General features: G+C 40.5%; 24 protein-coding genes, 1 pseudogene and 1 riboswitch. Of the genes and pseudogenes, 12 read left to right on the forward strand and 13 right to left on the reverse strand.

What is annotated here, in order from left to right; genetic code table 11:
* The 3 genes and pseudogenes from AAC155_RS10855 to AAC155_RS10865 all read left to right on the forward strand — a co-directional run.
* Positions 1–620, forward strand: a 620-nt coding sequence (locus AAC155_RS10855; RefSeq protein WP_146748086.1) for a type VI immunity family protein, incomplete at its 5' end; no start/stop codon positions are given.
* A 37-nt stretch (positions 621–657) separates the two neighbouring features.
* Positions 658–846: pseudogene (locus tag AAC155_RS10860) on the forward strand (hypothetical protein); the annotation flags it as partial.
* Positions 847–874: 28 nt separating this feature from the next.
* Entirely contained in the window at positions 875–1,147 is a 273-nt protein-coding gene (locus tag AAC155_RS10865) for a PAAR domain-containing protein (protein ID WP_113042152.1), read from the forward strand.
* A 798-nt stretch (positions 1,148–1,945) separates the two neighbouring features.
* Here the strand turns inward: AAC155_RS10865 and AAC155_RS10870 are convergent.
* Complete coding sequence (locus tag AAC155_RS10870) at positions 1,946–2,167, reverse strand: hypothetical protein (RefSeq protein ID WP_146748087.1); 222 nt, start codon at positions 2,165–2,167, stop codon at positions 1,946–1,948.
* A 958-nt stretch (positions 2,168–3,125) separates the two neighbouring features.
* A complete protein-coding gene (gene yvcK, locus AAC155_RS10875; protein WP_113042154.1) occupies positions 3,126–4,034 on the reverse strand; it encodes a uridine diphosphate-N-acetylglucosamine-binding protein YvcK in 909 nt (302 codons plus the stop codon).
* Positions 4,035–4,299: 265 nt separating this feature from the next.
* Positions 4,300–4,444, forward strand: a riboswitch (molybdenum cofactor riboswitch).
* Between yvcK and moaA the strand changes: the two genes are divergently transcribed.
* The 5 genes from moaA (at position 4,434) to AAC155_RS10900 (ending at position 7,524) form a co-directional block, all read left to right on the forward strand.
* The gene (gene moaA / locus AAC155_RS10880) at positions 4,434–5,414 is read left to right on the forward strand and encodes a GTP 3',8-cyclase MoaA (RefSeq protein ID WP_113042155.1); all 981 of its coding nucleotides are present in this window, start codon (positions 4,434–4,436) and stop codon (positions 5,412–5,414) included. It overlaps the preceding riboswitch by 11 nt.
* A 39-nt stretch (positions 5,415–5,453) precedes the next feature.
* Positions 5,454–5,933: a cyclic pyranopterin monophosphate synthase MoaC gene (gene moaC, locus AAC155_RS10885; protein WP_113042156.1), complete on the forward strand. Its 480-nt coding sequence runs from the start codon at positions 5,454–5,456 to the stop codon at positions 5,931–5,933.
* Positions 5,930–6,175 (forward strand): molybdopterin synthase sulfur carrier subunit, encoded by a 246-nt coding sequence (gene moaD, locus AAC155_RS10890; RefSeq protein ID WP_112894872.1) that lies wholly within the window; start codon positions 5,930–5,932, stop codon positions 6,173–6,175. The genes moaC and moaD overlap by 4 nt, the downstream gene beginning before the upstream one ends.
* A 3-nt stretch (positions 6,176–6,178) precedes the next feature.
* The gene (gene moaE, locus AAC155_RS10895; protein ID WP_113042157.1) at positions 6,179–6,631 is read left to right on the forward strand and encodes a molybdopterin synthase catalytic subunit MoaE; all 453 of its coding nucleotides are present in this window, start codon (positions 6,179–6,181) and stop codon (positions 6,629–6,631) included.
* A gap of 182 nt (positions 6,632–6,813) precedes the next feature.
* Positions 6,814–7,524 carry a Bax inhibitor-1/YccA family protein gene (locus AAC155_RS10900; RefSeq protein ID WP_113042158.1) on the forward strand — a complete coding sequence of 237 codons (711 nt, stop codon included), beginning with the start codon at positions 6,814–6,816 and terminating at the stop codon, positions 7,522–7,524.
* Between the two features lie 68 nt (positions 7,525–7,592).
* Here AAC155_RS10900 and AAC155_RS10905 read toward each other — a convergent pair whose 3' ends face one another.
* The 5 genes from AAC155_RS10905 to cecR are packed head-to-tail and all read right to left on the reverse strand — an operon-like array spanning position 7,593 to position 13,313.
* Entirely contained in the window at positions 7,593–8,699 is a 1,107-nt protein-coding gene (locus tag AAC155_RS10905) for an ABC transporter permease (protein ID WP_113042159.1), read from the reverse strand.
* Between the two features lie 12 nt (positions 8,700–8,711).
* On the reverse strand, positions 8,712–9,872 hold the full coding sequence (locus AAC155_RS10910) for an ABC transporter permease (RefSeq protein WP_113042160.1): 1,161 nt from the start codon (positions 9,870–9,872) through the stop codon (positions 8,712–8,714).
* Positions 9,872–11,608, reverse strand: coding sequence for an ATP-binding cassette domain-containing protein (locus tag AAC155_RS10915; protein ID WP_113042161.1), 1,737 nt, complete (start codon positions 11,606–11,608; stop codon positions 9,872–9,874). Before AAC155_RS10915 ends, AAC155_RS10910 begins: the two co-directional genes overlap by 1 nt.
* Positions 11,609–11,617: 9 nt before the next feature.
* Positions 11,618–12,610 carry a secretion protein HlyD gene (gene hlyD / locus AAC155_RS10920; protein ID WP_112876146.1) on the reverse strand — a complete coding sequence of 331 codons (993 nt, stop codon included), beginning with the start codon at positions 12,608–12,610 and terminating at the stop codon, positions 11,618–11,620.
* A 16-nt stretch (positions 12,611–12,626) separates the two neighbouring features.
* On the reverse strand, positions 12,627–13,313 hold the full coding sequence (gene cecR, locus AAC155_RS10925; RefSeq protein WP_113042162.1) for a transcriptional regulator CecR: 687 nt from the start codon (positions 13,311–13,313) through the stop codon (positions 12,627–12,629).
* Between the two features lie 302 nt (positions 13,314–13,615).
* On the opposite strand from cecR, the gene rhlE reads away from it, so the two are divergent.
* Together rhlE and dusC are read left to right on the forward strand one after the other, a co-directional pair.
* Positions 13,616–14,902 (forward strand): ATP-dependent RNA helicase RhlE, encoded by a 1,287-nt coding sequence (rhlE, locus tag AAC155_RS10930; protein ID WP_113042164.1) that lies wholly within the window; start codon positions 13,616–13,618, stop codon positions 14,900–14,902.
* A gap of 3 nt (positions 14,903–14,905) precedes the next feature.
* Positions 14,906–15,838: a tRNA dihydrouridine(16) synthase DusC gene (gene dusC / locus AAC155_RS10935; RefSeq protein WP_113042165.1), complete on the forward strand. Its 933-nt coding sequence runs from the start codon at positions 14,906–14,908 to the stop codon at positions 15,836–15,838.
* A gap of 127 nt (positions 15,839–15,965) precedes the next feature.
* On the opposite strand, the gene AAC155_RS10940 is transcribed toward dusC, so the two are convergent.
* The 4 genes from AAC155_RS10940 to AAC155_RS10955 form a co-directional block, all read right to left on the reverse strand.
* Complete coding sequence (locus AAC155_RS10940; protein ID WP_113042166.1) at positions 15,966–16,520, reverse strand: GNAT family N-acetyltransferase; 555 nt, start codon at positions 16,518–16,520, stop codon at positions 15,966–15,968.
* Positions 16,521–16,755: 235 nt separating this feature from the next.
* Positions 16,756–17,862 carry a lipase family protein gene (locus AAC155_RS10945; RefSeq protein ID WP_113042167.1) on the reverse strand — a complete coding sequence of 369 codons (1,107 nt, stop codon included), beginning with the start codon at positions 17,860–17,862 and terminating at the stop codon, positions 16,756–16,758.
* A 551-nt stretch (positions 17,863–18,413) separates the two neighbouring features.
* Complete coding sequence (locus AAC155_RS10950; protein WP_113042168.1) at positions 18,414–19,532, reverse strand: lipase family protein; 1,119 nt, start codon at positions 19,530–19,532, stop codon at positions 18,414–18,416.
* 594 nt (positions 19,533–20,126) lie between these two features.
* Positions 20,127–21,251 (reverse strand): lipase family protein, encoded by a 1,125-nt coding sequence (locus AAC155_RS10955; RefSeq protein ID WP_113042170.1) that lies wholly within the window; start codon positions 21,249–21,251, stop codon positions 20,127–20,129.
* 229 nt (positions 21,252–21,480) lie between these two features.
* On the opposite strand from AAC155_RS10955, the gene AAC155_RS10960 reads away from it, so the two are divergent.
* Positions 21,481–21,636: a hypothetical protein gene (locus AAC155_RS10960; RefSeq protein WP_158536549.1), complete on the forward strand. Its 156-nt coding sequence runs from the start codon at positions 21,481–21,483 to the stop codon at positions 21,634–21,636.
* A 153-nt stretch (positions 21,637–21,789) separates the two neighbouring features.
* Positions 21,790–21,951 carry a hypothetical protein gene (locus tag AAC155_RS10965; RefSeq protein ID WP_158536550.1) on the forward strand — a complete coding sequence of 54 codons (162 nt, stop codon included), beginning with the start codon at positions 21,790–21,792 and terminating at the stop codon, positions 21,949–21,951.
* 42 nt (positions 21,952–21,993) lie between these two features.
* Here AAC155_RS10965 and sseA read toward each other — a convergent pair whose 3' ends face one another.
* A complete protein-coding gene (gene sseA, locus AAC155_RS10970) occupies positions 21,994–22,830 on the reverse strand; it encodes a 3-mercaptopyruvate sulfurtransferase (protein WP_113042171.1) in 837 nt (278 codons plus the stop codon).
* Positions 22,831–22,896: 66 nt separating this feature from the next.
* Complete coding sequence (locus AAC155_RS10975; protein WP_191214833.1) at positions 22,897–23,058, reverse strand: hypothetical protein; 162 nt, start codon at positions 23,056–23,058, stop codon at positions 22,897–22,899.
* Between the last annotated feature and the right edge of the window lie 2 nt (positions 23,059–23,060).

A 23,060-nucleotide genomic window follows, 5' to 3' on the forward strand; every position in this document is an offset into this window, starting at 1 on the left:
TACCCAACGACTTCTATGACTACTTTCCTTTAGAGTATCAACTGGCGCAACGTTACCCTTCCCTGCAAGTGAACTCCGCAGTGCACACAGCTAAATTACAGTATGAACATTCCATCCGTGGCATTAACTGGATCACCCTGCTGTCCAAACGATTTGTAAACCGATTGGGTGGGGAATTCTGGATACGTCCTGTGCTGCGTCCCTACCGGGATGTGGAGATTACCCCTTATTCCAATGGCCTGATGATCCGGGCCGGTCAATACCCGGACTTAACACCACTGCCGGGCAGTGTCCCGGAGAGTTATTTTGCCATTAACCAACTGATACGTCCGATACGAGTCATTCCCCGTGAAGGCCATTCATTGCATTTCTATGGTGCCGGTCATTTTGATGATATTTCCACACTGGCCTGGTATGCCCGTTATGATCGTGGACCGCTGCAAGTGACCCCTTTGAGAGGCAACCACCCTGCACTGGTCAGCGGGATCTGGCGAACCGATAGCCTGCCTGACAAACAGTACTTCTTTGCTCAGGGGGCGATGTCTTTTGATGTTCCAGGTACAAAACCGGGCACAACCCTCTGGCATCTGGTACGGGAAGCGGCAAGTATGTGGGAATAACAGATTATCCACCGACTCATAACTTACGGAGAAAATGATGGAAACTGTAGATTACTTTGCCCAACTGAGATCGCAACTGACCTCTTTTCTTTTTCTCAATGGCGATGGGCTGACCGTTTCTCGTCTTGGGATTTCTATCACCTTGTTTTTTAAACAAGGCTATACCCCGGAGAAAAAACAGCGCATTCTGGCCTGCTACCGGCGCTTTCGCGAAGAGTTTAATACGAGAAACGGAAAATATAGCGGAGTAAATAATGCGCAGTGTAGTGGAAAGTAAAAAAATTATCCTTAAAGGTGATACCACAACAACCGGAGGCGAGGTTTTAAAGGGTTCCGATTTGGTAAACCAACAACTATCGGTTGCCTGTCAAGGTGATCCGGTGTTTTGTCCCGCCTGTAAACAAACCGGCGCGATTGCGGAAGGTTCTAACTTGTTTAATATACAAGGAATACCTGTCGCGCTGGAGGGACACCTTGTTAATTGTGGTTGCCCGCCCGGCGCTTGTCGATTAAAGGTACGGTCATAAATATCAAATTCTAAAACTCTTAATTAAAATATCTATAAAACCAGAGCAGGTTTTAAACCGGGATTAAAAGTTATTTTTTTAACGTATGATTTTAATCGGTATCTGGTTTTAACCGTTTTTTATCTTTTGGCTATATGCTTTTTGCGAAATTTAAACATTATAATATATCGTGGTTTTACGTTTAAACGAACGTTAATCATATCCGATTTATTTTGACTGACATTGTTTTATAGATATTGTTTTGTCAATACTGTTTTACCAACATTGCTTTACTGGAAATTCTGCGAGTTTTTATAAATCAATCACCTTTTATCTTTCCTTTATAAATCACTAATCAATAGCTTGATAGTATAAAAACACCGTTAATGTTTTTTAGGATAACGCCTTTTTTAGCATTTAAATCCTGCTAAATTAATCGTTTTATCTCTTCTTTATCGCATTTTTTATTGATTTTTTCGTAAAACGATGGTGAAAAAATACTTTAATGTCAATCTATTCTATCAATGTTATTTTACGTGATTATGTCTTTTCAACTCTCGGTTGATGGTTAGTGAATTTCGACTAAATGTCATTAATCATGCTCCTGAAAACTTTAATTTTCTTGATGAAATCAGTCTGTTGAATGAAGTATTTAACCTCTCCCTGTTTGTCTTTTTAAATAGTCATAGCTGGTTAGGCAAATGTAAAATAAGTGGAGTGTAGTATTACCGATTTACCGATAAGTGGATTAAACATAGCAGGGAATAGGTTGTTTTTAGTCACTCTATACCTTTTAAAAAGCTGACATTAATAGGCTACCTATTTTTTAATCCTTAGTTGATTAATAACCGGTAAAATGGAAATATACCCGTCATCTTTCAAGCTGCCTCTTTGTTGGCTGCACTCACTCACCCCGGTCACATAGTTATCTATGCTCCCGGGGATTCGTTCCCTTGCCGTCGCGATGCAACTTGAAATCCATAGGGTATATAAGTAAAAAATAATATTAAAAATATGATAAACTTGAGCTGTGGTTTTCACTCTTAGAGGCTGTTTTTTAATTGGAAATCTGCTTGATAAGTGATTTTTATTGATTAATTTTAGTAGGTTTAATGGTTTAATGGTTTAATGGTTTAATGGTTTAATGGTTTAATGGTTTAATGGTTTAATGGTTTAATGGTTTAATGGTTTAATGGTTTAATGGTTTAATGGTTTAATGGTTTAATGGTTTAATGGTTTTTACATTTACTGAACCGTATTTAACGTTCTTATTTTCATTAAACTGATATTTAGGCTTTCTGTTTTCTGTTTTCTGTTTTCTGTTTTCTGTTTTCTGTTTTCTCCTTTTTCTGTATTTTATCTTTTAGGTTTAAAACCAATGAGGGTGGCAGAACTGCTAACGGTATTAAGATTAACGCCCATCTCTTTAATCATTTTTAATGTTGCTAAACATTCTTGCTTTTCTGGGGTTAATCTAAAAGCCGCTCGGTTTTCTACAATTATAGTCTCTGATTTTTCGTAAACTTGTTGCAGTCAGGCAAAATCTTTTATTTAAGAAGATTGGTTTAATGCGGTTAATACTGTTAAATGTTTTGATAAGATATATTCTTGTTATTGGGTTAACACTATCATTTTTTCCACCTTGTTTAATCAATTTAAAACCTGTTTTTTCTGATGTTTTCTCTTCCAATGTCAGCATGACATCGGACTTTTTACCCGCTTTTAAAAATCCTTAATCAATTCTTTTTACTTTTGATGATTAAAGTTTTTACCTGTTTTTTCGTGGTTAGCTTGGTCTCTTTTCCCACTTTTAAAACCACTACATTCTCCGCATGATAAATAAACCGCAATTTTGGGTAGATTTTTCTGACACCCGGTGTGAATGGAAGGCATCAGTTGTCGTAGAAATGTCGTCATGAAGGAACCGCGTTTGGAATGGGAACCTCAATCTTAGCTGATAAAGGAGAGCTTTTGCGGTACCTTCTTTACGGAGGGAACGTCACCCAAGGTTTTGCAGGGTATTCTCTAACGCCTGATGCAGTAATTCACGGTCGTGGCGATAGGGAACATCCTGTGCTTCGAGTATGTGCTGAGTAATAATCCGGTCGTTAAGCTCGCTGATATTTGTGCACGGGCCAACGATTACCGCATCAATTATCCGGCTGCCAATTTTGTTTTCCATTATTTCCAGCTTATCTTTCAGTGTCAGTTCGGCGGCCGCGGCACTGAGTTCTTTGCCAAGGTTACCGATATAAATCATATTGGCGTTGCTACGACGCAGGGCTTGGGTTAAATCTTCAAGCAGAAGCAATGGCATCAGACTGGTGAAGAAGCTGCCAGGGCCGATAATAATCAGATCTGCTTGAGTGATAGCATCCAATGCCTCTTTTGTTGCGGTCGCAGGCGGATAAAGCATCAACTCCTGAGGAATACAATTCAATTGATCAACATTAACTTCGCCATAAATGGTGTTGCCTTGATCATCTATCGCCATCAGGTCAACGGGCTGCTCAGACATTGGAATAAGATGAGCATTAACTTTCAACAAACTGCGGATTAAATTAATTGCCTCAAGGGGTCTGACACTTAAATGATCTAACGCCTTAAGCATCAGATTCCCCAAGTTATGCCCCGCCAGTTCGCCATTGCCACTGAAACGGTATTCGAACATTGCTGACGCGACGCTGGGTTCGGTAATAAGCTGATTTAAACAATTGCGGGTATCACCCCAGGCAATACCGCCTTCTGAACGCCGGATCCTGCCGGTTGAGCCGCCATTATCTGTCGTGGTGACAATGCCTGTTAGGCGAGAGCCTAGTGATGAAAGAGAGGACATAACGCGGCCAAGGCCATGACCTCCGCCTAAGGCAACTACCCGATCTAAATCGGCTAATGTGCGGTTTCGCATAGAATTCCTATTACTGACTGAGCATATATTCGCTGAATAATTTTAGCGTAATTTATTATAAAACACGATTAACTGAACAAACGTTATGATTGGGTGCAATGTCTTAACTGATCACAAATAGAAATTGTCTGTTATTTATTCTGAACAATGTGGTAATTCATTGTATATTCAATTATATAACGAAAGTGGGGATTCGCATTTTTCTTTGTTAAGCGCTAAAATCTATATCAATCAGAGAAGGTCGTTTTACATTAAATCATATACCCTATGGAATTAACCCCTAGCCTCTGTATCTAAGTCCCTTTTTACACAGCGATATGATGCTTTGGCCGTGACCACTGAGTCACCAGGATGTGAGGCAGAAATGCCCGCATCTCCCATGTTTGGAAAGGTGTTATAGTGGAACAACTCATAGATGCTTTTGCCCGCAAATTTTACTATTTGCGGCTATCAATCACCGATGTATGTAATTTTCGGTGCACTTATTGTTTGCCGGATGGTTATAAACCCCGTGGACATCACTCCTTTTTGACATTATCCGAAATTCGTCTTGTTGGCCGGGCGTTTGCCGATCTGGGTACAGAGAAAATCCGTTTGACGGGGGGCGAACCGACCATGCGCCGCGATTTCACCGATATTATTTCCGTCATACGTGAAAATAAGTTGATTAAAACCCTCGCAGTAACCACTAACGGTTATCGAATGGAACGAGATATTGCTAAGTGGAAAGAGGCGGGTTTAACCGCAGTGAATGTCAGTATGGATTCGCTTGATCCCCGCCAATTTCATGCGATTACCGGGCAGGACAAATTTTTTCAGGTGATGCGTGGTATTGATGCAGCATTCGCGGCGGGTTTTAGTAAAGTGAAAGTCAACGTGGTGCTGATGAAAAATGTTAACGATATCAGCCTGTCTGCTTTCCTGTACTGGATAAAAGATCGTCCGATTCAATTAAGATTCATCGAGTTGATGGAAACCGGTGACGGTGGTGACATGTTTCGTCAATACCATATTTCGGGGGAAATTATCCGGGAACGCCTGTTGCTCGATGGCTGGCATTTGCTTCAACGTTCACGCAGTGATGGCCCTGCACAGGTTTTTAACCATCCTGATTATCAGGGAGAAATTGGCCTAATTATGCCTTATGAGAAAGATTTTTGTCGGAGTTGTAATCGGTTACGTGTTTCTTCAATCGGTCATCTTCATTTATGCCTGTTTGGTGAACAAGGGATACCTTTGCGTGACTTATTGGCGAGTGAAAAACAACTCGATGATCTGAAATTGCGTATTCAGGATGGATTGCGGCATAAACGGGAAACCCATTTTCTTCATCAAGGTGACAGTGGTATCACCCCAAATCTTTCCGTTATCGGCGGTTAATTTACCGTCTGGATCTTGTTGTTTTTTCAGGAGCTGAGAATGTCTCAATTAACTCACATCAATTCTATCGGTGAAGCGCATATGGTTGATGTTTCTGCTAAAGCTGACACATCACGCGAGGCAAGGGCAGAAGCGTTTGTTGGAATGAGGCCGGAAACACTGGCAATGATTATTGAAGGTCGCCATCACAAAGGTGATGTATTTGCCACCGCGAGGATTGCGGGTATCCAAGCAGCCAAGCGCACATGGGAATTAATTCCGCTGTGTCATCCATTACTGCTAACTAAAGTAGAAGTCCAGTTGGAAGCTCAGACAAAATATAACCGGGTCAGAATTGAATCCTGTTGTCGTCTGACTGGGAAAACCGGTGTTGAAATGGAGGCCCTGACAGCGGCATCAGTTGCGGCTTTGACAATTTACGATATGTGTAAAGCGGTACAGAAAGATATGGTCATTGGGCCAGTTCGTTTACTGGAGAAGATAGGTGGTAAATTAGGTCATTTTAAGGTGGAGCAATGATTAAAGTACTGTTTTTTGCTCAGGTACGTGAGCTGGTAGGTACTGATTCACTGGATCTCGATAATCGTTACACAACCGTTGACGGTTTGAGGACGGCGCTAATATCAAAGGGAGAACGTTGGGCCTTGGCGTTGGAAGATGGAAAATTGTTGTCAGCGGTAAACCAATCTCTTGTTCATGGCGGGCACCGATTACAGGATGGCGATGAAGTGGCCTTTTTCCCGCCGGTGACTGGGGGATAATAAATGGAAAACACCCGCATTTTCGTTGGGCCGGAGAATTTCAAGGTAGGAGATGAATATCAATGGCTTGCTCAATGTGAGGAAGATGGTGCTATCGTCACTTTCACTGGCAAAGTCCGCAATCATAATTTGGGAGATAATGTTGGCGCGCTGAGATTGGAACATTATCCGGGAATGACGGAAAAAACGTTACAGCGTATTGTCACTGAAGCACGCAGTCGCTGGCCGTTGCAGCGAATCAGTGTTGTCCATCGGGTTGGTACACTGTATCCGGGTGATGAGATTGTGTTTGTGGGTGTGACCGGTGCTCATCGTCATATGGTTTTTGAAGCGGCTGAATTTATTATGGATTATTTGAAAACTCAAGCGCCTTTCTGGAAAAAAGAGTTTTTGCCTGATGGTGAACGTTGGGTTGAATCCCGTGAGAGCGATCAGGAAGCCGCGAAACGTTGGTGATGAAAATATTGGCTAAATTCTGTGAAACGCTTCGAAAAAGGATTGAATAAAAAGATTGCTATATGAGTAATTATTGAATAGTTAATTGTTTTGTTTATATTCTATGATAATGTATAAAACTTGAGTGGGTTGTTGGTACTGAACAACCTAGGTCTTTAATATCGTTATAAAAGGTAAGCTTCATGGATCGATATCCTCGCTCTAATGGCTCGATAATCCAGCAAGCTGGAACCGGCCTACAAACTTATATGGCCCAGGTTTATGGTTGGATGACTTGTGGTCTGTTATTAACTGCATTTGTGGCTTGGTATGTGTCACAAAATCAGGATCTTGTTGTATATATTTTCTCAAATTCAATACTATTCTATGGGTTGATTATTGCTCAGTTTGGGTTGGTTTTCGTCCTCTCTGGCATGATTAACCGCATAGGAGCTTCGTTAGCCACAGGGTTGTTTATGCTCTATTCAGCGCTGACTGGCTTAACGCTTTCCAGTATTTTTGTTGTATATACTACCGGCTCCATTGCTAGCACTTTTGTCGTGACGGCGGGGATGTTTGGTGCGTTGAGTTTTTACGGCTATACCACCAAACGTAGCCTGAGTGGCCTTGGTAGCTTCTTGTTTATGGGGTTGATCGGCATCATTTTGGCTTCTCTGATTAACCTCTGGTTAAAGAGTGAAGCGTTGATGTGGGCGGTAACCTACATTGGTGTCGTTATCTTTGCGGGCTTAACCGCTTACGACACTCAGAAGCTGAAAGAGATGGGTGCAGATCTGGATGTGAATGACAAAGAGAATTTGCGTAAATTCTCGATTGTCGGCGCACTGACGCTGTATCTAGACTTTATCAACATGTTCTTGATGTTATTGCGTATTTTTGGCGATCGTCGCTAAATTTACTGATTGGCTTCTGAGAAAAGCCCTGCATCGTTAAGCATAGCTAAAATGCAGGGTCATTCTTGTTAAGCAATTTTCCGTCGAAATAACCAATAGGCAAGATTACCGGTTGTGGCAGTAATGACCAAAAGAGGCCACAAACTTCTCCAGATAACCGTGAAATCGGCATCTTTGAGATAAATTTGCTTAGTGATGTCGTTAAAGTGCCAGATAGGATTAATCCAGGTGATGTCTTGTAACCATCCGAACATATTTTCAACCGGAGAAATATAACCGGAGATTAAGATAGCGGGCATGATAAAGACAAATACGCCAATAAACGCCTGTTGCTGAGTGTAGCAAAGGGCAGAGATTAACAGGCCAAATCCCACCAGCGATAAACTGTAGATCAGCATAGCGCAGTAAAACAGCGCTAGTGAACCAGAAAAGGGAATTTGATAGCAGAATATGCCAATGGCAAGCACTAAAGTGGCCTGAAAGGTAGCGACAATCACCGCCGGAACGGCTTTGCCAATGAAAATCTGCCAGGTGGTCATGGGTGAAACGAGTAATTGATCCAGTGTTCCTTGTTCCCTTTCGCGCGCAATTGACAGTGCCGTGACCGTCAATATTCCAACCGTAGTAATCAGTGCCACTAAAGAGGGCACGACAAACCATTTATAATCCAAGTTAGGGTTATACCAGTTGCGGATCACCAACTCGCTATTATTGGCTTTCGGCAGATTACCCATCAGTTCCTGTTGATAGTTAAGGACAATTTCTTGGATATAGCCCGCTGCAATTTGAGCGCTGTTAGAATTGCGTCCATCCAGTAATACTTGGAGGGAAACCGGTTCATGACTGGCAATTTTAGCACTGAAATCTTGTGGGAAACGTACCAGTAATAGGGCCTTTTGGTGATCGATTACCGGTTGTATTTCTTGTGAATGATTCAGCAATAGCACATCAGGAAATGCTTTTGATTTTGCCAGCCGTTGGGTGAGCTCAATAGAGGCTTTGCCTTTGTCTTCATCAAAAATAGCAATAGTTGCATTAGTCACATCAAGGGTTGCTGATAAAGGAAATAAGATCATCTGGAAGATAACCGGCATAACTAAGATAGCCCGTGTTTGCGGATCTCTGAGTAGAGATTGCAATTCTTTAATAATCAGGGTGTAAAGACGATAAAACATGCTAATTCCTTCTTAATCCAGACGCCGCTGGGTTTTCCATGCTGTCAGGCCAATAAACACAATAGCGGAGGCGATCAGTAATAATAGATTTATCACCAGTACCGTACTGATATTTCCAGCCAGAAAGAGAGTATGCAAACTACTGACAAAATAACGAGCCGGGATGAAATAGGTCACTACCTGAATAAAGGCAGGCATGCTATTTATTTCAAAGATGAAGCCGGAAAGCATAATCGCAGGCAGAAAAGCGACATTCAGCGCTATCATTGCGGCATTAAATTGGTTGCGTGTCACCGTAGAGATCAAAAGCCCGATACCAAGGGTCGTAGCCAGGTAGAGGCTAGTGATTACAGACAATATCCATAACGAGCCTCTGTAGGGGACATCCAGCACAAATACTGCCACCAGCATACAGAGCATCATAGAGAATGATCCAAGCACTTGATAAGGCAAGAGTTTAGAAAGCAGTAATTCGGTGCGGGTAATTTGAGTAGAAAGCAGAGCTTCCATCGTACCGCGTTCCCATTCACGGGCAACCACCAATGATGTCAGAATGGCGCCAACCACGGTGATGATAATGGTTATTGCGCCGGGAATGATGAAATGCTGGCTAATTGTTGCCGGATTGAACCAATAACGAACCTGAATATCAATTAACGGATTGACAGCGTTCCCCTGATCTTGTCCTCTTTGTTGTAGCCAAATCTGCCACACTCCTTTAGCATAACTTTGTACAAAACTTGCTGTATTGGGTTCACTGCCGTCAGTAATGACTTGAATTTGTGCTTTACCATCAGGACGGGCAAGTTGCGCATCGAAATTAACAGGAATGACAATCAGTCCACGTATTTCTCCTGATTGCATCATATTAATTAATTGCTGACGATTATCGCTGATTTTGGGTTCAATATAGGGAGAACCGGCAAAAGCCTGTATTAATTCACGAGCATCTTCACTTTGTTGTTCTACCAGAATACCAACACGGACTGTACTGGCGTCGAGATTAATACCGTAACCAAAGATAAACAGCAGAATCAATGGAATGGCAATAGAAATTAATCCGCTGGTGGGATCACGTAAGATCTGTTTTGTCTCTTTTACACAAAGTGCTTTCAATCGCCACCAAGAGAAGCGGACAGCTTGCTGTGGAGCATGTTGCTTTGGGCTACTCATTATTGTAGCTCCTCATCATAATTAACGACCAGATCAATAAATGCCTGTTCCATTGATGGGTCAGGGTTTTCATCAGTAGCAACCCATTGTTTCAAGTCATCAGGCGTTCCGGCGGCAATCAATTTACCTCGGAATACCAACCCTATTCGGTCACAATATTCTGCTTCATCCATAAAGTGGGTGGTCACCATAACGGTAACGCCTTTATCTACCATGCCGTTGATATGTAGCCAGAATTCCCGTCGTATCTGTGGATCAACCCCCGAAGTTGGCTCGTCCAGGAACAAAATATCTGGCTCATGCATCAGTGCGCAGGAAAGGGCAAGACGCTGCTTATATCCCAGAGGCAATTGGTCGGTGGTTTGATGTAAAACAGATTTGAGATTGAAAGCGTCGATCATGCCATCAATTTTTTCTTTTTGCTTGCGCCCTTGCAGGCCGTAAATGCCGGAAAAGAATTTCAGGTTCTGTTCAACTGTCAGGTTGCCATACAGAGAAAATTTCTGCGCCATATAACCTAAATGTTGGCGGGCTTTCCCGGAGCTGGTTTTCAGATCCATTCCCAATACCAGCGCCTTACCGCCAGTCGGCACCGTGAGCCCGCACATCATTTTAAACGTGGTGGATTTACCGGCACCGTTCGGGCCAAGCAGACCAAAGATTTCTCCACGTTTCACCTGAAAATCAACATGGTCAGTGGCAGCAAAATCGCCAAATTTTTTGGTTAAATCCTGCGCTTCAATGACTGTTTCTGTCGGGTTAGCAGCAATCCGTGGCATGATCTTTGCTAGTTCAGAATGGCGGGTGGAACCGCCACCGAGTAAATCGATAAAAGCATCTTCAAAGCGGGGAGCGGCTTTAACGATTTCAGCATCAGGTTGTTTAAGCTGGCTAAGTAATTCTTGCGGTGAGGCATCAGGTTTGAGAATAAGACGAACAGATTTCCCCTGAATCACACCATCTGTGACTTGTGGCAAGGTAAGAGCATGTTGCAACATTTTTCTACGGGAATCTTGTTTGGCACCAAGCAGAAAAGAACGCCCGGACATCTTTTGGGTCAGTTTTTGTGGTTGTCCACTGTAGAGCAGTTTTCCTTGATTAAGTAGCAGGACATCACGACACCGCTCAGCTTCATCCAGATAAGAAGTACTCCAGAGGATTAACATCCCATCATCTGCCAGTTCGTGAACCATCCGCCAGAGTTCGCGGCGGGCTATCGGGTCAACTCCAACGCCGGGTTCGTCCAGCAGCAGAACTTTGGGTTTGCCAAGCAGAGTACAGGCAAGCCCCAGCTTTTGCTTCATGCCGCCTGAAAGTTTGCCCGCCAGTCGCCCGGTAAAACGGGTCAGATCAGTAAACGTAAGTAGTTGTTCATAGATTTTTTTACGCTCGTCACCCAGCAAGCCACGCAGATCTGCATACAGATTCAGGTTTTCTAATACGGTTAAATCTTCATACAGGCCAAATTTCTGTGGCATATAGCCCAGTTCAAAGCGCACTTGTACGCCATCTTTTATCGGATCAAGCCCCATTATTTCAATAGAACCGCTATCGGGTTTCAGTAAACCCGCTAGCATGCGTATCAGTGTCGTTTTTCCTGCTCCATCCGGGCCTACAAGCCCAGTAATGGAGCCACCGTAGATCTCTGCGGTCAGGCTGGATACCGCAGGATTATTCAGGCCGGGAAAAGTTTTTTCGACTTTTTCTAACCTTATCGTATATGCGGAGTTGCTCATGACAGCCCCTTATTTATCTGAATCGGAAAAATGCAGAGTAACTGGCATACCTTGGCGCAGGGCATCATCCGGGTCGGTGACAATAATGCGCAATCGATAGACTAGAGTAGTACGTAGATCGGGGGTCTCTACATTCTTTGGTGTAAATTCGGCGGTGGGTGAAACAAAGCCAATTTTGCCGTGATAAGGTTTATCTTTACGGCTGTCGGTATAGAGTAAAATTTCACGTCCGGGCGTTGCCTGTCCGAGATGGCTTTCACCGATATAGGCTCTTACCCAAACCGGGTCAGTCAGAGAAAGTGTAAACACCGTATTGCCGGCTGACAACATAGTGCCTGGTTCAATGGCGCGGGTCAGAATAGTACCGGATGAGGGGGAAGTCAGTTGAGTATCTTGTAAGTCCAATTCAGCCTGAGCAACAGCTGCTTCGGCTTGAGCAAGCTGGCCTTTAGCTTCTGCAATTTCTTCTTTACGATAACCGGTTTCGAACTGGTTCAGCTTATCTTTAGCTGCTTGTAAAGCTGCTAATGCTTGATTGTGATTCGTTTTAGCATCATCTAATTCGTTGGCCGAAATAACTTTACTTTGCCACAAACCTTGTTGGCGTTTGAAGAAACTATTAGCGAAGTGCCAGGCAGCCTCGCGTTGTGCAACTTCCGAACGGACTTGGGCAATTTCTTCTGTGCGATAACCCTCTTCCATCATGGCTAAACGTGCTTTAGTGCTATCACGAGTGGCTTTCGCTTTATTAAGGGCGTTAATAAATGGCCCATTATCCAGTTGGCCGATGACTTGATTGGCTGCAATGGTATCGCCTTCATCAACTTGTAGACTAGCGAGTTTACCACCAACCCGGAAACTAAGATTAACAGTACGTATATCTACATTGCCATAGAGGGTCAGAGTTTTATCACTTTTACCTTGATAATAGTAACTTCCTAAAATAGCACTAAGAATAATCGCGGTCACTAATATTGCCAGAGTGAGTTTTTTGTTGTACATGATATTCCCTGTTATTTTATTTATTCGGATTATGTTTTTTCAGTCCATTCAGTAATAAATCGATATGCTGGATAAGGATCTGATCAATCAATTTATATTCTTCTGGCCCGATATTATTCCAGCCTGTCTGACGTAATAAAGTTTCCCTCGCCATGCGGAAAGTGAGAACTTCTCCCATTAAAGCATGAGTGTGTAGCATGGTAGAGAGCTGATGTTCATCGGCGCCGATATAGCAGGCAATCAGTTTATTTAATCTGTTGTGAAGGGGGACGAGTGCTTGCTCATGGATTAGGGTATAAGCATCTGTTGGTGCAAGTTGTTCTCTGGCCATTATCCGGCTGATATTAATACTCTCTTTTTCAATCATCAGGCGGTTAATTCCAAGGAATCCTTCATGAATCATCCTCAATATATTTTCTGGTGAGTACGGCGCTGATGATGAAAAAAAATCATCAATTTTTTTAAAAAGATGAGTGAACTCAGTCTTAATTGTGTCAGTAATATGCAGGGCAACTGCCTGATAAAGCCCCTCTTTAGAGCCAAAATAATAAGCTATGGCGGCAATGTTTTGTTGAGCATGTAATGCAATTTCCCTCGTCGTTGCACCGGTCAGTCCTGATTTACCGAAAATTTCAAGGGCTGCTTCGAGTAGCTGTTGTTTGGCTTGTTCGCCTCTGGTGGTTTGGCTGTTGTTGACTGACATGGACATGAATCCTGTTGCAAATAATCAAAAGACTTAAACAAAATATCAATCACTAGTTAACTCTATACTTATAGTAAATCAATGTAAATTGCATAAAAATGTTATGGATCATGAAAATTACCGGGTAAATAGCTGTCGTTTTAGTTGCATCATCAGAAAGTATATCTGGTATAATAGTTAAAACATGGAGCATTGCAGTTTGTGTTTTTTTCTTTGTGGTATTTACCACGTCTGATTTTCTTCCCATAAAACTGCCCCTGAATAGCGTTCAGGAATGGTGAAGTTTGGAGCATTTCTTATTTATGAATTTTAAATCACTTGGCTTAAGTGCTGATATTTTGCGTGCCGTTGAAGAACAAGGTTATTCAGCGCCGACGCCAATCCAACAACAGGCAATTCCTGTTGTATTAGCAGGTAAAGATTTATTAGCGAGTGCTCAAACAGGCACGGGTAAAACTGCCGGTTTTACCTTACCCATGCTGCAACGGTTAAATGATTCCCCTATTCAGATGAAAGGGCGCCGGCCAATCAGAGCATTAATCCTGACTCCAACTCGTGAATTGGCTGCTCAAGTGGGTGAAAATGTACGCGACTACAGCAAATACCTCAGACTGCGCTCTCTGGTTGTTTTTGGCGGTGTCAGTATTAACCCTCAGATGATGAAATTGCGGGGTGGTGTGGATATTTTAGTCGCAACGCCAGGGCGGTTACTGGATCTTGAACATCAAAATGCGGTTGATTTATCACGGGTAGAAATTCTGGTATTGGATGAAGCTGACCGCATGCTGGATATGGGGTTTATTCATGATATTCGCCGGGTGCTGAATAAATTACCACCGAAACGGCAAAATTTACTGTTTTCTGCGACTTTCTCTGACGATATCAAAAACTTAGCCAATAAGTTATTGCGTGATCCTGTTAGTGTTGAAGTTGCACGTCGTAACTCTGCTTCTGAACAGATTGAACAGTTTGTTCACTTTGTCGATAAAAAGCGTAAAGGTGAGCTGCTCTCTTTCTTGATCGGTAGCCGTAACTGGCAGCAAGTGCTGGTATTTACCCGAACCAAACATGGTGCAAACCGTTTGGCGGAACAGTTAAATAAAGATGGTGTAACGGCTTCCGCTATTCATGGTAACAAAAGTCAGGGGGCGAGAACCCGTGCATTGGCTGATTTTAAAGATGGCCGTATCAGAGTGCTGGTAGCGACAGATATTGCTGCCCGTGGTTTGGACATTGATCAACTGCCTTATGTGGTGAATTTTGAATTGCCTAATGTCGCTGAAGATTATGTTCACCGTATTGGTCGTACTGGTCGAGCAGATGCAACAGGGCAGGCACTTTCTTTGGTCTGTGTTGATGAGCACAAGCTGTTGAAAGATATTGAACGTTTGTTAAAACGGGAGATTCCCCGTATGGCCGTTCCCGGCTATGAGCCAGATCCAACCATCAAGGCTGAACCTATTCAGAATGGCCGTCAGGCACGTGGCGATAACGGGCAGAAAAATAGCCATCGTCGTTCTGGGGTGCCTTCGCGTCAGCGTAGCCGCAGTCATGATGTATCCCATAAATCGCCTTACGCTAGAGGTTAATTAATGCGGGTTTTACTGGCTCCGATGGAGGGGGTGCTGGACTCTTTGGTCAGGGAACTTCTGAGTGAAATCAATGAATATGATCTGTGCATTACGGAGTTCTTACGGGTTGTTGATAGCCTATTGCCGGTAAAATCTTTTTATAGGCTTTGTCCTGAATTACATAACCAAAGCCGGACACCATCCGGCACGTTGGTAAGGGTTCAGCTCTTGGGTCAATATCCACAGTGGCTGGCAGAGAATGCGGCACGAGCGATTGAATTAGGATCTTACGGTGTTGATTTGAATTGCGGTTGCCCGTCAAAAACGGTCAATGGTAGCGGTGGCGGAGCAACGCTGCTGAAAGATCCTGAACTGATTTATCAAGGGGCAAAAGCGATACGTGAAGCGGTACCTGCTCATTTGCCTGTGACGGTTAAGGTTCGCTTGGGTTGGGATAGCGGTGATCGGCAATTCGAAATTGCTGATGCGGTACAACAGGCGGGCGCGACGGAAATTACGGTTCATGGGCGAACCAAAGAGGATGGTTACCAAGCGGAGCGTATTAACTGGCAAGCAATTGGTGAAATTCGTCAACGTCTTTCTATTCCGGTTATCGCCAATGGTGAGATTTGGGATTGGCAAAGTGCGCAGGATTGTCTGAATGTGACAGGCTGCGATGCGGTCATGATTGGACGGGGTGCACTTCACGTTCCTAATTTGAGCCGAGTGGTGAAATATAACGAACCAAAAATGTGCTGGCAGGACGTTGTTCAACTATTGCAAAAATATATCCGGTTGGAAAAGCAGGGTGATACCGGGCAATATCATGTTGCTCGGATTAAACAGTGGCTTGGTTATTTGCGTAAAGAATATGAAGAAGCGACAATGCTGTTTGAGGCGATAAGAAAGTTAAAGACATCTGCTGATATAGCGCATGTAATTTCTTTGGTGTGACAGATGATTAAGAGCAACTTAAAACCTATTTCCATTAGGGCTATTATTTTATTTTGCTCTTCTTTGTTATGAAGAATGAACTTGGGAAGTGCTTAGACAAAAGCATGCCCATGAACATGTAAGACCGTTACTCTTTTTGAGAATTATTTTTATTCCACTCGTCGCGAGTTATTTCCCATGTTTCCGAGGGCATTTTTCCGCTAACAAAGTCTCTATTTTCTAATCTTATTAATCGCATACCACTTTTAATTGATATTTTCTTTGAGGCAATATTGTCGCTGGATTTAGGTGCTCTGAGTACGTTTCGATTTAGGGTATTAAACCAAAAATCGGTAACTACTTGGACCGCTTCGGTCATAAATCCGTTTCCATGCCATTGTGGATCTAGCCAGAAACCTCTATTATTATTTTCTTGATCATATAGTGATATCATTCCTATTATTATTGATGGCTCATCCTTCTTTCTTATAGTCCAAAACCATGCATTTCCTTTTGCCATTGATGGTAGGGCGATATTATTTATATATTTCATAGCACCATCATCTGGGTAGGGCCACGGGGTATTTTCTGTCAGATAGCGAACAATTTCCCACTGAGGAAAGATATTTTGAATTTGTATATAATCCTTACTTTCTAAAGGATGTAATATTAATCTTCTGGTTTCTAGCTTCTTGGGTTCCATTTTGGTTTCCTTTTGTGATGCTTTATTTTACAAAAAATCAGATGATAATGAATTTTACTACCACGACGTGATATCTTTGTCAAAAGAATTTTAATTGATGTGATAATGGTTATTATGAATGATTTTGGCAGAGGGATGATTCATTAGTAATGTTGAAGATTATGAAGTTATAAAATGGAACCTTTAATCAAGGCTCCATTTGGTTTAAATTAAAGCAAGAGGTAATACGATAAAACTATCGGATATTATCTTCATCTTGAATAATAGATGAGAAAAGTTCTCTAATATTGCGAGATTGACCATCGTTAATGACAACAATATCATAACCAGTTGGTGGATTAGCACGATCATTAACTACAATAAAACTCATGCCGTACTCTTTTGGATAAGCATCAATATGCTGAAGTACGATTTTTTCAATTAAACCTGTAGAAGGTTTTAAATCAGGTGCGGTAAAAGGTAAATCTGGCGTAATTTGAGTGTAATTTTTATCCTTCACGACTGAAATAAAACCGTTAACGATTAAAGTTGATATTGGATAAAGAGCTTTAATCTCTTCTAATCCTTTTACACTCCAGGCTAGGGTAACGATATCTTTACGATTATGGACCCGGAGAAAATGACTTTCATAGCTAGATAGTAATGTTCCATTAAAAACAGATTCACTATAGGATACAAAAACGTCGTTACCGGCAGTTGGGGCAGCAAAGGAGGAAACATGAATACGAATATTATTATTTCCTTTATCAATATAACGTCTCTTTAAATACAGGCCAAGCGTCGAGGCCATCACACCGCCTAAACTGTGCCCTGTAAGAGTAATATTATGTACGCCTTCTTCCAGAGCAATTTTATCAATTACCTCAATCAATGATTTTCCATAACCAGCAGGGTTATTGCTTTTGATTTGATTGATAATATAGTTTAAAGTTATATGAGTTCCCTTTGAAATTTTAGCATCTTTGGGGGCTTTTGGATCCCAAATTGACCAGTTTTCAGTTGTGCCTACATTGAAATTCTCATCAAACCAGTTAACAGCGGACCATGAACCACGAATAACGATTCGATAATCATTTGGATTGTTGAGATCTTTGACAATGAATAAAACGTGATCATCTTTTTTATCGGTAACGCTTGTTTTATTATTAACACTCCCGACACGAAAAACAGCAGGTCCCCAAATGATAGAGAATCTATTTGCTGTCGCTTTACTACTTGCTAATGATTTTTGAATATTTTCTGAAACGATAGCCGGTTCTGGTTGATAGGTTATTATACTCCCTGAGTTAATAATAAAGCCTAACGCGAGATTTATTTTTTGATCTTCAAGAGAAATTGTCATTTTTGTTTCCAATTTTTAATATAATGAATGCTGATCTGATGTGTTAGCGTAAACATCAATACTTTGGGTTTTTATTTAAACAACAGAATCAAAGTTAATAATAATCTTTAAATCTGTTAAATGAGAGTATATAATTTTTTGAAGTTATTTTATTTAACAAAATAAATTATCTATTATGAACTTTAAAATAAGCGATAAAAATTACACCATGCTTTTATAAGGTTAGATTAGCTATTTAGAGTGATAATTGTGATATCTATTATCTATGGAAAATAATTTATACCCTATGGATTTCAAGATGCATCGCGACGGCAAGGGAGTGAATCCCCGGGAGCATAGCAAACTATGCGACCGGGGTGAGCGAGTGCAGCCAACAAAGAGGCGACTTGAAAGATGACGGGTATATATTGGTATCTACAAAAATGAGTGATAGTAAATGGCTGTAATTAGTGATAGATAAGAAAAATAATTTATTTGCGCTATTTAATTATCATTTGTTGAAATGAATGGAACCTTTAATAAAGGCTCCACTTATATTATACATAATAAGATTATGTAATATTGATTTTATCTTTGGTTAGAAATTTGAAGAGATCGACAATACTTTCGGATAGGCTATCATTAACTACAACAATATCGTAATCAGTCGGTATATTTGAATTATCATCAATGGTGATAAAACTCATATCATACTCTTTGGCATAGGCATGAATATGTTGATTGCCAATATTAACCAGTAAATCATCAAACAACACTATTGGTGATATTGGAATCTGTGAATGAATAGGGAAATCTGGGAAAATTTGAGTATAATTCTTATTAAAGACAGAGAGGATAAGAGCATTAATTGTTACAGTTAACACTGGATAGATAGCTTTAACTTCCTCCAAACCTTTTATATGCCAGGCTAGGGGAACCACATCCATGCTATTATGAATTCTGAGAAAATTACTTTTATAACCGGCTACTGATATGTCATTGAAAATAGATTCAGAGTAGGATGCGAAAACATCGTTACCAGCAGTTGGTCCTGCAAAAGCACAAACATTAATCCGAATATTATTATTTCCTTTATCAAGATATCGTCTCTTTATATATAAGCCAATGGTAGAAGATAGTACACCTCCCAAACTGTGTCCTGTAATAGTAATGTTTTGTATTCCTTCTTTTAAGGCGATTTTATCAATCGCATCAGTGAGAGATTCTCCATAACCCGGAGAATTATTGCTTTTCATTTGATTAATAATATAGCCTAATGCCATGTCGGTTCCATAGGCTATCTTAGCATTTTCAGGTGATCTTGAATCCCATCGTGCCCAATCTTGAGTTTCACAGACAATAATATCTTCATTAAGCCAGTTAATATCGGACCATGATCCCCGAATAACAACGCGATAGTCATTTGGATCATGGCGATTTTGCACAATGAATAAAACATGATCGTCTTTTTTATCTATAACGCTTTTTTTCCTACCAACGTCACCAACACGAAACACCGCGGGTCCCCAAATGATAGTGAATTTATTTGCTGTTGCTTTACTGCTTTCCAATGATTTTTGGATATTTTCCGAAACAATGCCCGGTTCTGGTTTGCTAGTTTTTATACCTCCAGAGTTAATAATGAAGCTTAGAGCAAGATTTGTTTTTTGAACTTCACGAGAAATAGTCATTTTTACTCCCTATTTGTTCATGTAGTAAGTATTAATGCGAGCTATCTGTTTATACCCGTCATCTTTCAAGTTGCCTCTTTGTTGGCTGCACTCGCTCACCCCGGTCGCATAGTTTGCTATGCTCCCGGGGATTCACTCCCTTGCCGTCGCGATGCATCTTGAAATCAATAGGGTATAAATATCAAGATTTAATTCTTTTACTCTTCCTATATTGGATAAAACATAATTTAACTTAAAGTTAATAATAACTTTTAAATCTGTCAAATATATATGTGGATTTTTTATTTTATGCTAGAATATAAATTATTTATTTTTAAATTAAAAGTAAATGTTTTAAATTATATATTGAATAATTGCGGTTAAATATTATTGCTATCCTTTAGGATTATCTCCATTATTCAATGTTGGTAATAGGTAAATAACTTTTTAATTATCTCTGTGAATAGTATTATTTGGAATGATTGTAAATCATTGATATTTTAATCATATATGGCGGTTATTTTATTATTATATTTAAGTCAATTTTGTTTAATGGAGCTTTTATAATAAAAGCTCCATTGATTTTAGATAAAATAGAGAAAAAGTGTAATCGATTTATGCAATGTCAATGTTATCCTCAGGCAGAGGTATCGATAAGAAATAAGCGACAATATCTTGAGATAGATTACTATTAATAACCACAATATCATCAATAGGTGGTTGAGTGCCGTCATTAACTTCCACTAAATTCATGCCATATTGATTGGCATAGGATTTAATATGTTGGAAAACAACTTGTTTATTGAGGTCCAGTTCTGCAATAGGTGCTGTAAAAGGTAAATCTGGCGTGAGTTTAGTGTAACCCTTATCTTGTACGAGAAGAACAATCTTTTTAAATCTGTTAATTAATTTCTCATCTAATTTAATTAATGGTTCATAGATAGTTGGAATTTTTTCTAATCCATCCAGGTTCCAGATGAGGGAAATAACATCTTTACGATTATATATCCTTAAAAAGTGGCTTTTATAGTGGGTTGTTGAGGTGCCATTAAAAACAGATTTAATATAAGATGAAAAAATATCATTACCGGTATTTGGGTTGGCAAAAGAGCAAACATGAATACGAATATTATTATTCCCTTTATTAAGGTATAAGCGTTTTAAATACAATCCAAGGGTAGAGGCGAGAATACCACCCAAACTGTGCCCGGTGATGGTAATATTATGTATACCTTTTTCCGAAGCAATTTTATTAATTGCCTCAATGAGTGATTCTCCATAACCAGGAATATTGTTGCTTTTTACTTGATTAACAATATAGTTTAATGCTACATGGGTTCCATAAGAGATCTTAGCATCTTTAAATTCTTCAGGGATATTTTGATCCCAAAGTGACCAGTTTACTGTTTCATGTACAGCAAAATTTTCAACTTGCCAGTTAACATCAGACCATGATCCTCGGATAACGATGCGATAATCATGGGGAATCTTGCGATTTTTTACAATGAATAAAACGTGGTCGTCCTTATTATCCTTGGTGTTTTTTCCGTTATCAACGCGAAAAATGGCAGGCCCCCAAATAATAGAAAATCTGTTGGCTGTCACTCTGCTCTTTTCCAATGATGTTTGAATATCTTCTGCAACCTTAGTCGGCTCTGGTTTTTCAGTTATTATACTTCCTGCACCACTGATAAAGCTGAGTGCGAGATTTATTCTTTGATCTTTAAGCGAAATAGTCATTTTTACTCTCCATTTTTATAATATAAATTTTGATATTATGCTCTGGTAAAAGTATCAATATTCAACTTTTTATAACCCATTGCATAGGGGTATTTTATTTTTATTTCTTTGTGGTAAAACGTGGAATAGGGTAATATTCCAGATAAAAATCAATGGGTTTTATACCCTATGGATTTCAAGATGCATCGCGACGGCAAGGGAGTGAATCCCCGGGAGCATAGCAAACTATGTGACCGGGGTGAGCGAGTGCAGCCAACAAAGAGGCAACTTGAAAGATGACGGGTATAAACCCATCTTAGTGCTGGTCTCCTTATGTATTTCCTCTAAAGATAATCCCTATTGGAATAATATCTTAATCTTATTTCTAAATAAAAAACAGAGTTGAATTTTAAGTTGATAATAATAATATTTAAATTTGAAAATATGTTGGTTTGATTATTTCATATAACTATGATTGATAAATAATAATCTTTATTGAGAAATGAATAGATAGGGTTATGAAATATAACGATATGGAACTTATTTGATTGGATGCTATTTGATTACTGAAAAATATATCTATACCCTATGGATTTCAAGATGGATCGCGACGGCAAGGGAGCGAATCCCTGGGAGCATAGATAACTATGTGACCGGGGTGAGTGAGTGCAGCCAACAAAGAGGCAATTTGAAAGATGACGGGTATATTTGTTTATATTAAATAATTAAAGGGCATAAAGTGAATATGCCCTATGGTATTTAATTATTTCTCAAGTGGCAGGGTATTGTCTGCTCCCCATTCAGCCCATGATCCATCATATAAATAAACATCTTTCTTGCCGATGATATCTAAACCCAATACTAAAACGGCAGCAGTCATACCCGATCCACAACTGGTGATAACCGGTTTGTTTAAATCGATGCCTTGCTGATGGAAAATATCGGTAATTTCAGTTCCTGATTTAAAGTGACCATTCTCTATCAACATCGTCCACGGAACGTTTTTACTGCCAGGAATATGGCCCATTCTTAATCCGGGGCGCGGTTCTGGCGCTTTAGCTTGGAAGCGGTCTGTTGCTCTGGCATCGACAATTTGGATTTGTTGATCATTTAGCGCATCCAGAATTTGTTCCAGTGATTTCACTTTGTCGGCATCAAAATCGGCACTAAAGATTTGAGGATTGCGTTTCACTTCACCTGATTCTGTTGGCAATCCTGCCTGTTGCCAGCCTTGTAAACCGCCATCAAGAATACGGACGTTGTGGCTACCGAATATTTTAAATGTCCACCATGCACGAGGGGCAGAGAACATATTGCCTTGGTCATAAATCACGACTAAATGATTTTTACTGATCCCCATTGCGCCAACAGCCTGACTAAAAGTTTGCGGATCGGGCAGCATGTGAGGTAATCCACTTTGATGATTGGCAATTTTGTCTAAATCAAAAAATTGGGCGCCGGGAATATGGGTATCCAGCCAAAGTTGATGGCAATCAATTTGTTGAGGTGGTGGTGGGGCGGTTGCATCAAGGATGACGAGATTCTTATCATCAAGATGATCTTTTAGCCATTGTGGAGTGACAAAGTATGCGTTATTCATGGGGTCCCTCACTTGATACGAAGATAAAATAGTCCTATTGGGATAGGCACTACGTGTTACAGCCCGTTATTGTTGTTGTACCGGCGCTGTGGTGGTTTCTGGTTGTTGACTGGTTAGTGATTCTACCGGTGTGGTTGAGCGGGTGTACATATTAAGGCCCGCCAAGAATACGCCGCCAATTGAACCAAATGCAAAGATAGCGATGAAAATGATAAGGAGCTTTTTCATTA

The organism is Photorhabdus sp. HUG-39 (assembly GCF_963878365.1).
Lineage (GTDB): Bacteria > Pseudomonadota > Gammaproteobacteria > Enterobacterales > Enterobacteriaceae > Photorhabdus > Photorhabdus kayaii.